The following is an 11,923-nucleotide window of genomic DNA, read 5'->3' on the forward strand; positions in this document are numbered from 1 at the left end:
GTTTGCAGTATTACTGCAAACTTCTTTTTTTATACAAAAATTATTTTTTGTTAAATTGTAAATAATTAAATATTGAAAAAATTTTGCTAATATATTATAATTTAATAAAAATACATACTATATTTTAATATAGTATTATGAAATGGTGGTGAATTTATTAAGCTTATAATTTATAAACTTAATAAAGATATTATGAAAGATCAAATAGCAGTATTAGTGAATAATAGTGGAGAAATAGGATCTTTTTTACAATCTGGTGTAGTTAATATATATATAAATAAAAATCAAAGTTGGATCATTAAAGATAAAGTAGAATTTGATATAAATAATATATCTGATATGAATTCACTTAGAAGTAATATAATAAAATTAGTAGAGAATTTAGGAAAATGTAAAATTTTTGTAGCAGAAAAAGTCTCTGGAATTTTATATAATATTTTAGAAAGGAATGGTATTACTTCTTGGGAGATAAATGGAAATCCTTATGATTGCTTGGATTATGTATATAAAAGAGAATTAGCAGAGGATAAAAGATTATTATTAGAATCTATTAAACCTAAAGATAATATTAAACAATGGATTATTAAAGATGATGAAAGTTGTAATTATTCTTTGGATTTAGTTGAAATGCAGAATAAAAATCCTGATATTACCAGTAAACAGGCATTAATGCCATTTATTGAAAATACTGTATTTTCAAAGCTGATAATATACTGCAGTCATATTCCTATGTGGTTTAAAAAGGAATTTGATACATTCAATTTAAAATTTGATATTCAAGAAAAGAAAAAAAATAAATTCAAAATAATTGTTACACCCAAGTAATAAGATGATATTGACAAAATATAAAGAGCAAAAGATTTTTTAAAATCTCTTGCTCTTTATATTTTGTTTTATTCGTATGTCTTCTCCAAAAAATTTAAATAAAGAAAAATTTCCTAGGAGTCTTGATGAAATTCTTTCTGAATACATTTTAAGTATATTTTCCAACTCACAATTTGTAGATATAAGCATTTTTTTTTGCTTTAATAATCTCATATTTAATATATTAAATAATTCAGTTTTGGAAAAGTCAGTTATCTGTTCAGATCCAAGATCATCTATTATTAACAGATCACAATTTAAGAGAAGATTTTTAAGCTTTTCATCATTCGCAAATCGTATGGTTCTTAAATTTTGAATCAACATTTCTGAAGTTCTATATAGTACTAAATAGCCTTTATCTAAAAGTTCCTTTGCTATACAATTTGACATAAAAGTTTTACCGGTACCTGCAGTTCCATAAAAAAGTAAATTTTCAGTTGAATTTGAAAAATTCTCAATAAAATTCCATGACTTAGATGCTATAACTTCTATATTTTTTCTAGGGCTTCTATGATCTTCTTCACTTCTTTGCGAGGAGAATAATTCAGGATTATAATTTTCAAAATTGTTTTTATTCAATATATTTATTAAGTCAGAATTTTTATAGTAAAGTTTTACTAATTTTTGTTTATAACAGCTGCATTTTTTAGTACCTATAAAACCAGTGTCTCTGCACTTAGGACATTTATACTTTATTTCCAAATAATCCATAGGATAATTATTGGCTACAAGAAGTTCTGATTTTTTTATTCTTAATTCCGTAATTTTTTCTTTTAGTTCTTTCAAATGTTTTTCTGTATTTTCTTTATTTTTTAGTAGTTCCATAGATATTTTAACGGAATAAAGTCCTATTTGTTTTTCTATATTTGAAATTTCAGGTAAAATTTTTGATATTTCGGTTTTTCGTTTTTGTAAAGATTCTTTTTCTTCGGATTGAATTCTTTCATATATTCTCATAATATCAGAGTGATATCCTTTAATCATTATTATCCCATCCTAATAGTTTCTTTTCTAAATCTTTAAAATCATAGTCTCTCTGTTTAAAATTATTAAAAGTGCTATTTGAATTAGAATTATTTTTAGTCTTGTTATTTATATATTTGACTTTTCTTTTATCCTTTTCTTGAATATCATCAAGCGTTTTTATTTTGTCTTTATGCCAACTTGTAAGTATTCCATCTATATATTTGAAATCTGCCTTGTTAATTCTTTTAAAACATATATCACATGCTTTAAAAATTATATTTACAGAAAAATTATATACATTAAGCCATTTGCTTAAAAGATCTTCCTGAGGTTTCATGACTTCACCGTCTTTTATGCCTAAATAATTCAATATTTTTCGTATATTTATCCATTTATCCTCATGTTTTTTGATGAAAATTTGGGCATCATTTATATTTTTGATTTTGGCATCAAACCATGATATGGCAATTTTTTCTATATATCGACTGTCGGTTTTTCTTTTTAATACACAGTACTGTATTAATAACAGTATAATTTCAGGAGAAAAATTATAATCCTTGATCCAACTTATATATATGGTTATTTCTTTAGATGAGAGAGATCTTCCAAGAAGTTTTTCTATATCTTGCAGCATATCTTTAGTAGAATTTTTATTTAACTCTTCTGCTATATTTATATTTGATTTATGTTCATCCAATGGTTTAGACAAGTCCAGAAACTTTATGCTGTAATTACCCATTTTATCTACAGGGACTATTTTTATTACATTTTCATCATCCCAGTAGTTCCATGCATTTATAACATCAGTTTCTAAAAGATGCAGTGCACTTGCCATGACTTCAGAACTTACTCCTACTTCTCCGGAATTACAATATTTTAGCCCTAGAAGATAAACTTTTACAAATTCTCCTCGGGCTTTTGGCATAAATCTCTCGATAAAGATGTTGCTAACAGGAGTATAATTTGAATCTTTATCTTTAAATACGAAAGTACTCATGCATTAATACCTGCCTTTTATTAAATTATATTTTGATAATTGATCTTAATAACTAATTATATCAAAATATGAGAACTATAACAATGACACTTCATATGTATTTTGACATAATTGACAGTTAAAATTTTTTAATATATACTTTGATTATCAAATTATTAGACAATTAAAAATTATTTCAAAGGAGACGATCAGATGAGATTACCTCCTCTTATTATAGGAGATTTAAAAGCCGACGTACCTATTATACAAGGTGGAATGGGAGTCGGAATTTCAGGATATAGACTTGCTCAAGCTGTAGCTAATGAAGGTGGAATTGGAGTAATATCTGGAGTTCAAATAGGATATAGAGAACCGGATTTTGAAACCCATACTAAAGATGCAAATGTTAGAGCAATAAGAAAAGAATTGAGAAAAGCTAGAGAAATGAGCCCAAAAGGAATATTGGGAGTAAATATAATGGTAGCTGTAAGCGATTATGATGAAATGGTTGAGGCCTGTATAGAGGAAAAGGCTGATATTATAATATCTGGAGCAGGACTCCCGCTCACTTTGCCAAAACTAGTTCAAGGCAGCAGTATAAAAATAGCACCTATAGTTTCCTCCGGAAAGGCTGCTTCACTTATAATCAGGCACTGGTTTAAAAAGTATTCTAGACTTCCCGATCTAGTAGTTGTTGAAGGACCTAAGGCAGGAGGACATCTTGGCTTTCATCTAGAACAATTAACATCAGGTAAAGAAACATTGGAAAACATTGTACCTGATGTTATTAAAGTTGTAAAATCTTTTGAAGAAAAATATAATAAAAAGATTCCGGTAGCTGCTGCTGGAGGCATCTTCACAGGAGCTGATATAGCACACTTTTTAAAAATGGGTGTATCTGCAGTTCAAATGGGAACGCGTTTTGCTGCTACAGAAGAATGTGATGCAGATATAGCATATAAAAATGCTTATGTAAATGCAAAGGAAGAAGATATAAAGATAATTAAAAGTCCTGTTGGACTTCCCGGAAGAGCAATAAAAAATAAGTTTATAAAGAAAGCTGAAGATCATAGAATTGCTCCAGTTAAATGCTATAATTGTTTAAAAAAATGTAACCCTAAGGATACCCCATATTGTATATCCAGGGCTTTAATTAATGCAGTTAAGGGCAATTTAGATGAAGCTCTTATTTTTGTGGGAAGTAATGCATATAGAGTAGATAGAATAATGAAGGTAAAAGAACTTATGGAAGAACTGATTTCTGAAGCTGAAAAAGCATATTTTTAGAAGGGTGATTTGGTGAACATAGGGCTAAATATTATAAATGAGTTATTAGTAGATACTTTTAATGATATATTGGAAATAGAGCAGAAATCTATTCGGTATATGAATTTTAAGGATCTATCTATTTCAGAAGTACATACTATAGATGCCATAGGAATATATGATTCTAAAAGGATGACAGAAATAGCAGGTAAACTTGATATAACATTGGGAACATTAACTATAGCCATAAATCATCTAGTAAAGAAAAAATATGTAATTAGAAAAAGAAGTAATATAGATAGACGAATTGTATATATAAGTTTAACTGAAAATGGCGAACTTGCTTATAGAATTCATCAAAAGTTTCATCAGGATATGATTAATGAATGTGTAAAGGAATTGAGTCAAAGTGAAAAGAAAATTTTAATCCAATCACTTAAAAAATTAACCCATTTTTTCAAATCAAAATACAATATTGAGAATTTAAAAAAATAAGTATGTTAAGAGAAGGGGAAAAGATGAATAAGGTGAAAATTGTCGGTACTGGCAGTTATGTACCGGACAATATAGTAACAAATGATGACTTGAGCAGACTGGTAGATACTAACGATGAGTGGATAAAAAGTAGAACAGGTATAATAACTAGAAGAATTTCACAAGGGGAAGATACATCGCAAATAGCTACTAAAGCAGCATTAAAGGCTATGGAAAAGGCCAAAGTATTTTCTGGTGATATTGATTTTATAATAGTAGCTACGGCTACTCCTGATAATTTTATACCATCAACAGCTTGTATGATACAAAATAATATAGAAGCTATAAATGCAACTTGTTTTGATGTATCTGCTGCTTGTTCTGGATTTATATATGCAATGGATATTGCAACTCAATTTATCAAAACTGGGAGAGCCAATACAGTTTTGATTATAGGTGCAGAAACCCTTTCGAAAATACTTGATTGGAAAGATAGAAGTACCTGTATTTTATTTGGAGATGGAGCTGCAGCAGCAGTATTGAAATCTGGAGATAAAGAAGGGATAATTTCGACTTATACAGGGTCAGATGGCCGTTTGGGAGATGCACTTACCTGTCGTGCAGTTTCTGTCAATAATCCTTATGTAGATAAAAAGACAGAAAAGTTCAATCCAGTAGTTAGGATGGATGGAAAAGAAATATTCAGATTTGCAGTAAAGATAATGCAAAAAACTATAAATAAATTGCTTCATGATTCTGGACGCTCAATAGATGAAATAGATTGTATAATACCGCATCAGGCCAATTTTAGAATAATAGAAGCTGCAGCTAAAAGACTAAATATATCTACAGATAAATTTTATATAGATTTAGACAAATATGGTAATACTTCTGCGGCCAGTATAGGAATAGCTTTTGATGAAGCCTATAGAAATGGAATATTTAAACAGGGGGATACTGTTATTTTAGTAGGATTTGGCGGAGGATTAACTTATGGCGGATCATTAATTGAAATATAAAATTAGGTTTATTAAAGTTATAATATATAAATAAGGAGGTACCATATGGTTAATTGCGAATTTTCTAAGATGGTAGGTATAAAATATCCCATTATACAGGGAGGTATGGCATGGATAGCTGATAGCTCGCTGGCTGCTGCCGTATCAAATGCTGGAGGCTTGGGAATAATCACAGGAAATGCACCTCTTGATTGGGTTAGAAATGAGATAAGAAAGACTAAAAAGCTCACAGATAAACCTTTTGGAGTAAATATAATGCTTCTCTCTGAAACAGCAGAAGAAGTAGCTAAAATGGTATGTGAAGAAGGTGTAAAAGTAGTTACTACTGGAGCAGGAAATCCAGGTAAATACATAAATATATGGAAACAAAATGACATTAAAGTTATACCAGTAGTAGCATCAGTAGCACTTGCAAAGAGAATGGAAAGATATGGAGTGGATGCTGTTATTGCAGAAGGTTGTGAATCAGGAGGGCATGTAGGGGAACTTACTACCATGGCATTGGTACCTCAAGTTGTAGATGCAGTCAATATTCCTGTTATTGCAGCAGGTGGAATAGGCGATGGAAGAGGTGTGGCAGCTGCCTTTATGCTTGGTGCTTCTGGAGTGCAACTCGGAACTAGATTTTTGGTGGCAAAAGAATGTACAGTATGTCAGGAGTATAAAGACAGGGTTATACGTGCAAAAGATATTGATTCGCAAGTTACTGGAAGAGTAACAGGACACCCTGTGAGAGTACTTAGGAATAAATTGACTAGGAAATTTCAGCTTCTAGAAAAAGATAATGCTCCACTTAGTGAGTATGAGAGACTTGGAAAGGGAGCGCTTGTTAAAGCTGCTCGAGAAGGTGATGTTGATAATGGATCAGTTATGGCAGGACAAATAGCTGGACTTGTAAAAAAAGAACAAAGTGCAGATGAGATAATTCAGGATATATTTTCAGAATTAGTTAATAGTTTAAGTAGATTGGAGAATATTGTTAAGTAAAAGTTTTGGGAGGATAATATGGGAAAAATAGCATTTTTATTTTCAGGACAGGGAGCTCAATACATAGGCATGGGAAAAGATCTTTATGAAAATGTAGAGTCTTCAAGAAAAGTATTTGAAAGTGCAGATGAGGCCTTGGGATTTTCTATAAGTAATATGTGCTTTTCAGGTCCGAAAGAGCAACTAGATGAAACAGAGAATACCCAACCTGCAATTTTGACAACAAGTATTGCAGCACTTAGAGCTTTGGAACAGCATGGAATAAAACCTGATATTACGGCCGGGTTAAGCCTTGGAGAATATTCAGCTTTGGTTTTAAGTGGAGCATTTAGTTTTAAGGATGCTGTAGTACTAGTTAAAAAGAGAGGTAAGTATATGCAGGAGGCAGTTCCTCAAGGAATAGGAGCTATGTCGGCTATAATCGGATTAGAAGCTTCTCAGGTTGAGGGCATATGCAATGATTGTTCTGATTCAGGGATAGTTGAAATAGCCAACTTAAATTGTCCTGGTCAGATTGCTATTTCAGGAGAAGAGCTGGCAGTAAAAAAAGCTTCTAAAGTAGCAATTGAAAGAGGAGCAAGAAAAGCTGTAGAACTTTCTGTAAGTGGTCCATTTCATACATCCATGATGGAACCTGCAGCAAAAAAACTAGAAGTAGAACTTAAAAACATAAATATTTCAAAGTTTGATGTTCCTGTAATTACAAACGTTACAGGTGAGATAATAGAAGATGTAAATGATGTAAAGCCATTTCTAAAAAAACAAGTTATGAGCACAGTTTATTTTGAGAAGACTATAAAAAACATGATGGATATGGGGATTGACACGTTTATAGAAATAGGACCTGGAAAAGTATTGAGCAGTTTTGTAAGAAGAGTAAATAGAAAAGTTACCATACTAAATGTTCAGGATATAGATTCCTTAAATTCAACAATAGAAAAATTAAAAAATTAGATTGGAGAAATTTAAATGGAAGGTATAAAAGGAAAAGTAGCTGTAGTTACAGGAGCTGCTAAAGGCATTGGTAGAGCTATTGCATTGAGACTTGCAAAAGAAGGGGCTAATATAGTAATAAATTATAGAAGTGATTCAGAGTCCTTAAAAGAACTTGTAAGTGAAATTGAAAGTTTTGGAAGCAAAGTTGTAACAGTGCGTGGAGATGTAAGTTCATTCTCTGATGCCAAAAATATTATGGAAAAGGCAGTAGAAGCATTTCAAACAATAGATATACTTGTAAACAATGCTGGAATAACAAGAGATGGATTAATACTTAGAATGAAAGAAGAAGATTTTGATAGAGTCATTGAAGTAAATTTAAAAGGAGCTTTCAATTGTATAAGGCATGTATCTCCTATCATGGTTAAAAAAAGAACTGGAAAGATAATAAACATATCTTCAGTAGTAGGTATAACAGGTAATGCTGGTCAAGTAAATTATTCTGCAGCAAAGGCTGGTATAATTGGATTAACTAAGTCTGCTGCAAGAGAACTTGCTTCAAGGAAGATAAATGTCAATGCAGTGGCTCCTGGATTTATAAATACAAGTATGACAGAAATATTACCACAAAAGACGAAGGAAAACATTTTAAATAGTATACCATTAAAAAGAATCGGAAATCCGGAAGATATAGCAAATACAGTCGCATTTTTGGCATCCAGCAATGCAGATTATATTACTGGACAGGTAATAAATATAGATGGTGGAATGGTAATGTAGGGTACTCAATGATAAAATATTATTTAGAGGTTGGTGAAGTATATGAAAAATAGGGTTGTAATTACAGGTCTTGGAGCAATTACACCAGTAGGAAATAATGTGGATACATTTTGGAATAACATAAAAAATGGAGTCTGCGGAATAGATTTTATTAAGGCTTTTGATACAAGTGAGTTTAAAGCTAAAGTTGCAGCAGAAGTTAAGGATTTCAATCCTACTGATTTTTTAGATAGAAGGGAATCAAGAAGACTGGATAGATTTGCACAATTTGCGCTTACAGCGGCAAATGAGGCAATTAAAGATTCAGGATTGAATTTAGACAGTTTGGATAAAGAAAGATTTGGGGTTGTAGTAGGTTCCGGCATCGGAGGAATAGGAACTTTGGAAAAACAGGACAGGACACTTATAGATAAAGGACCAAATAGAGTGCATCCATTGTTCATTCCAATGATTATAAGTAATATGGCTGCTGGTAATATTGCTATAAAGTTTGGAGCTAAAGGTGTATGTACCAATGTTGTTACAGCTTGTGCAACAGGTACTAATTGTATAGGAGAAGCCTATAGAATGATTCAAAACGGTACTGCAGATGTTATAATTGCAGGTGGTACAGAAGCATGTGTTACTCCTCTTTCTATAGCTGGATTTGTATCTTTAACCGCACTTAGCAAAAGTGATGATCCTAAAAGAGCTTCTATTCCATTTGACAGGGATAGAAATGGATTTGTCATGGGTGAAGGATCAGGAATTGTTATATTGGAATCTATGGATCATGCTAAAAAGAGAGATGCGAAAATATATTCAGAAGTAGTTGGATATGGCTCTACTTGTGATGCCTACCATATAACATCTGTAGATCCTCTTGGTAAAGGAGCAGCAAATGCTATGAATATAGCTATCGAAGAAGCAGGAATAGATAAAAAGGAAGTATCTTATATAAATGCACATGGTACTAGTACTGCATCAAATGACAGTGGGGAGACTAAAGCTATAAAAAGACTATTTGGAGATGCTGCATATAACATACCAGTAAGTTCAACTAAGTCCATGACAGGACATTTACTAGGTGCTGCAGGTGCTATAGAAGCTATAGTATGTGTTAAGTCTATTCAAGATGATTTTGTTCCACCTACTATAGGTTATAAGGAAAAAGATGAGGAATGTGATTTGGATTATGTTCCTAATGTTGGAAGACAAACTAAAGTAGAATATGCCATGTCAAATTCATTTGGATTTGGTGGACATAATGCAGTAATTTTATTAAAAAAATGGAGTGAGTAATTTGGATTTTAAAGCAATTGAAGAGATGATACAGACTATGGATAGTTCAAGTCTTGGATATTTAGAAGTCAATTGGCAGGATATTTCCATAGTTATGAAAAAAAAAGGTGAATCTGGTTTAATAAAATTAAGTCATCCAGATAATAATTTGGAAGAATTAAAAGATCAGTTTAAACAGATTAAGGAATCTAAAAAAGACACTGATGATGAAGAGATAAAGGATATTCCAAATATCAAACAGGAAGTTAAGCAAGATGATACTATCAAGGAAATAGCAGCACCTATAGTTGGAACATTTTATATTAAGTCAGGCCCTGATAAACCAGATTATGTATCAATAGGAGATAAGGTTAAAAAGGGAGATACACTTTGTATAATAGAAGCTATGAAGATTATGAATGAGATACAAAGTGATGTTGATGGAGAAATTGTAGAAGTTGTTGCCAAAAATCAGGATATGGTAGAATATGGGCAGACACTATTTAAGATAAAACTTAATAGCTAAGGAGCGTAATTATGGAAGATCAAAATTTTAATGTGAATTTAGGTATAAAGGAAATTAAAGAGATTATTCCTCATAGATATCCTTTTTTGTTAATAGATAAAGTAGATTACATGGAACCGGGCAAAAAAGTGGTTGCCTATAAAAATGTAACTGGAAACGAATATTTTTTTCAGGGTCATTTTCCAGAAGAACCTGTAATGCCTGGAGTACTTATAGTTGAATCATTAGCTCAAGCTGGAGCTGCAGCTATACTTACCAAAGATGAATTTAAGGGAAAGATAGCTTTCTTTGGTGGAATAAATAAAGCTAAATTTAGAAGAAAAGTTGTTCCAGGAGATACTTTAAGACTTGAAGTAGAAATTATGAAGATAAAAGGTCCGGCAGGAATAGGAAAAGGTATTGCATATGTTGGAGATAAAAAAGCCGCTGAAGCAGAATTGATGTTTATGATAGGAAAATAGATAAAAACTAAAATATTAGGAGTGAATTTTAAAAGTGTTTAATAAAATTTTGATTGCCAATAGGGGTGAAATAGCAGTTAGGATAATAAGAGCATGCAGAGAAATGGGGATAGCTACAGTAGCAGTCTATTCTGAAGCAGATAAAGATGCTCTTCATGCACAAATGGCAGATGAGGCTGTTTGTATAGGTCCAGCTTCACCTAAAGATAGTTATTTAAATGTACAAAATATAATAAGTGCAACAGTTTTGTCAGGAGCACAGGCAATTCATCCTGGTTTTGGATTTTTATCTGAAAATAGCAAATTTGCAAAGATATGCCAAGAATGTAATATTACATTTATAGGGCCTGATCCAGAGTGTATTGATAATATGGGAAATAAATCAAATGCCAGGGATATAATGATAAAAGCAGGAATACCTATTGTTCCAGGTTCTAAAGGAGCAATTGAAAATGAGGAAGATCTCTTGAAAACTGCATCACGTATCGGTTATCCAGTAATGATAAAAGCATCTGCTGGAGGTGGTGGCAGGGGAATAAGAATTGTATATGAAGAGAAGGATATCATAAAAAATTATGAGAATGCAAAAGCAGAAGCAGAAGCAGCATTTGGAGATGGAACTATATATTTGGAAAAATTTATAGAAAGACCAAAGCATATTGAGTTTCAAATATTAGGTGATAATTTTGGCAATATAGTATATCTAGGTGAAAGAGATTGTTCAATGCAGAGAAGAAATCAAAAGGTGATGGAAGAAGCACCAAGTCCGGTTATGACAGAAGAACTTAGAAAAATCATGGGTGAGACAGCTGTAAAGGCTGCCAAGGCTGTTTCATATAATAATGCAGGTACTGTGGAATTTCTTCTTGATAAAAATAAAAACTATTATTTTATGGAAATGAATACTAGAATTCAAGTAGAGCATCCTATAACTGAAATGGTAACAGGAATAGACTTAGTAAAGGAACAAATTAAAATTGCTGCAGGAGAAAAGTTAAGTATTTCTCAACAGGATATAAATATACATGGACATTCTATAGAATGTAGAATAAATGCAGAAGATGTAAGTAAAAATTTCATGCCTTGTCCTGGTATTATAAAAGAACTATGTATTCCAGGAGGATTTAATGTTAGAGTAGATAGTGCTGTTTATTCAGGATATAAAATACCTCCATTTTATGATTCCATGATAGCTAAATTAATAGTATATGGCTCAGATAGACAAGAGGCAATAGATAGAATGAGAAGAGCATTGGGAGAATTTGTTATAGGTGGAATCAGTACTAATATAGACTTCCAATTTGATTTGCTTAACAGTGAAGAATTTGTAAAGGGAACTTATGATACAAAATATATAGAAAAATACATGAAAAATTTAAGCTACTAAAATTATTTGTACATTACATGG

General features: G+C 31.5%; 13 protein-coding genes. 11 read left to right on the top strand and 2 right to left on the bottom strand.

Translation table 11 applies throughout. The features are described from left to right. Window positions 1-192 precede the first annotated feature (192 nt). On the top strand, window positions 193-825 hold the full coding sequence (gene anfO / locus KM800_RS09630) for a Fe-only nitrogenase accessory protein AnfO (RefSeq protein ID WP_217812888.1): 633 nt from the start codon (window positions 193-195) through the stop codon (window positions 823-825). A gap of 39 nt (window positions 826-864) precedes the next feature. On the opposite strand, the gene KM800_RS09635 is transcribed toward anfO, so the two are convergent. Together KM800_RS09635 and KM800_RS09640 are read right to left on the bottom strand one after the other, a co-directional pair. Next, a complete protein-coding gene (locus KM800_RS09635) occupies window positions 865-1,848 on the bottom strand; it encodes an ATP-binding protein (RefSeq protein ID WP_217812889.1) in 984 nt (327 codons plus the stop codon). Further along, on the bottom strand, window positions 1,841-2,827 hold the full coding sequence (locus KM800_RS09640) for a DnaD domain protein (protein ID WP_217812890.1): 987 nt from the start codon (window positions 2,825-2,827) through the stop codon (window positions 1,841-1,843). The genes KM800_RS09635 and KM800_RS09640 overlap by 8 nt, the downstream gene beginning before the upstream one ends. 192 nt (window positions 2,828-3,019) lie before the next feature. Here KM800_RS09640 and KM800_RS09645 point away from each other — a divergent pair, with 192 nt between their 5' ends. From KM800_RS09645 to KM800_RS09690, 10 genes are read left to right on the top strand one after another with little or no spacing between them, the layout of a single operon-like run. Beyond that, window positions 3,020-4,093: an NAD(P)H-dependent flavin oxidoreductase gene (locus tag KM800_RS09645; protein WP_217812891.1), complete on the top strand. Its 1,074-nt coding sequence runs from the start codon at window positions 3,020-3,022 to the stop codon at window positions 4,091-4,093. A gap of 12 nt (window positions 4,094-4,105) precedes the next feature. After that, window positions 4,106-4,567, top strand: coding sequence for a MarR family winged helix-turn-helix transcriptional regulator (locus KM800_RS09650; protein WP_217812892.1), 462 nt, complete (start codon window positions 4,106-4,108; stop codon window positions 4,565-4,567). 23 nt (window positions 4,568-4,590) lie between these two features. After that, window positions 4,591-5,565: a beta-ketoacyl-ACP synthase III gene (locus tag KM800_RS09655; protein ID WP_217812893.1), complete on the top strand. Its 975-nt coding sequence runs from the start codon at window positions 4,591-4,593 to the stop codon at window positions 5,563-5,565. Window positions 5,566-5,610: 45 nt separating this feature from the next. Then, window positions 5,611-6,552, top strand: a complete 942-nt coding sequence (gene fabK / locus KM800_RS09660) for an enoyl-[acyl-carrier-protein] reductase FabK (RefSeq protein WP_217812894.1) — start codon at window positions 5,611-5,613, stop codon at window positions 6,550-6,552. Between the two features lie 18 nt (window positions 6,553-6,570). Further along, window positions 6,571-7,506: an ACP S-malonyltransferase gene (gene fabD, locus KM800_RS09665; RefSeq protein WP_217812895.1), complete on the top strand. Its 936-nt coding sequence runs from the start codon at window positions 6,571-6,573 to the stop codon at window positions 7,504-7,506. Between the two features lie 15 nt (window positions 7,507-7,521). After that, window positions 7,522-8,268: a 3-oxoacyl-[acyl-carrier-protein] reductase gene (fabG, locus tag KM800_RS09670; protein WP_217812896.1), complete on the top strand. Its 747-nt coding sequence runs from the start codon at window positions 7,522-7,524 to the stop codon at window positions 8,266-8,268. Window positions 8,269-8,310: 42 nt separating this feature from the next. Beyond that, a complete protein-coding gene (gene fabF / locus KM800_RS09675) occupies window positions 8,311-9,549 on the top strand; it encodes a beta-ketoacyl-ACP synthase II (protein ID WP_217812897.1) in 1,239 nt (412 codons plus the stop codon). Between the two features lies 1 nt (window position 9,550). Then, complete coding sequence (accB, locus tag KM800_RS09680; protein ID WP_217812898.1) at window positions 9,551-10,054, top strand: acetyl-CoA carboxylase biotin carboxyl carrier protein; 504 nt, start codon at window positions 9,551-9,553, stop codon at window positions 10,052-10,054. 11 nt (window positions 10,055-10,065) lie between these two features. After that, window positions 10,066-10,515, top strand: coding sequence for a 3-hydroxyacyl-ACP dehydratase FabZ (fabZ, locus tag KM800_RS09685; RefSeq protein WP_217812899.1), 450 nt, complete (start codon window positions 10,066-10,068; stop codon window positions 10,513-10,515). Window positions 10,516-10,549: 34 nt separating this feature from the next. Beyond that, a complete protein-coding gene (locus tag KM800_RS09690; RefSeq protein WP_217812900.1) occupies window positions 10,550-11,902 on the top strand; it encodes an acetyl-CoA carboxylase biotin carboxylase subunit in 1,353 nt (450 codons plus the stop codon). Window positions 11,903-11,923 lie beyond the last annotated feature (21 nt).

Source organism: Clostridium tyrobutyricum, assembly GCF_019144085.1.
In the GTDB taxonomy this organism is placed as follows: Bacteria; Bacillota; Clostridia; order Clostridiales; family Clostridiaceae; genus Clostridium_B; species Clostridium_B tyrobutyricum_A.

What these genes read in the sequence shown, in the direction of transcription:
- fabG (WP_217812896.1), top strand. Translation starts at nt 7,522, where the DNA reads ATGGAAGGTATAAAAGGAAAAGTAGCTGTAGTTACAGGAGCTGCTAAA.
- fabK (WP_217812894.1), top strand. Translation starts at nt 5,611, where the DNA reads ATGGTTAATTGCGAATTTTCTAAGATGGTAGGTATAAAATATCCCATT.
- KM800_RS09655 (WP_217812893.1), top strand. Translation starts at nt 4,591, where the DNA reads ATGAATAAGGTGAAAATTGTCGGTACTGGCAGTTATGTACCGGACAAT.
- KM800_RS09645 (WP_217812891.1), top strand. Translation starts at nt 3,020, where the DNA reads ATGAGATTACCTCCTCTTATTATAGGAGATTTAAAAGCCGACGTACCT.
- fabZ (WP_217812899.1), top strand. Translation starts at nt 10,066, where the DNA reads ATGGAAGATCAAAATTTTAATGTGAATTTAGGTATAAAGGAAATTAAA.
- fabF (WP_217812897.1), top strand. Translation starts at nt 8,311, where the DNA reads ATGAAAAATAGGGTTGTAATTACAGGTCTTGGAGCAATTACACCAGTA.
- KM800_RS09640 (WP_217812890.1), bottom strand. Translation starts at nt 2,827, where the DNA reads ATGAGTACTTTCGTATTTAAAGATAAAGATTCAAATTATACTCCTGTT.
- anfO (WP_217812888.1), top strand. Translation starts at nt 193, where the DNA reads ATGAAAGATCAAATAGCAGTATTAGTGAATAATAGTGGAGAAATAGGA.
- fabD (WP_217812895.1), top strand. Translation starts at nt 6,571, where the DNA reads ATGGGAAAAATAGCATTTTTATTTTCAGGACAGGGAGCTCAATACATA.
- KM800_RS09635 (WP_217812889.1), bottom strand. Translation starts at nt 1,848, where the DNA reads ATGATTAAAGGATATCACTCTGATATTATGAGAATATATGAAAGAATT.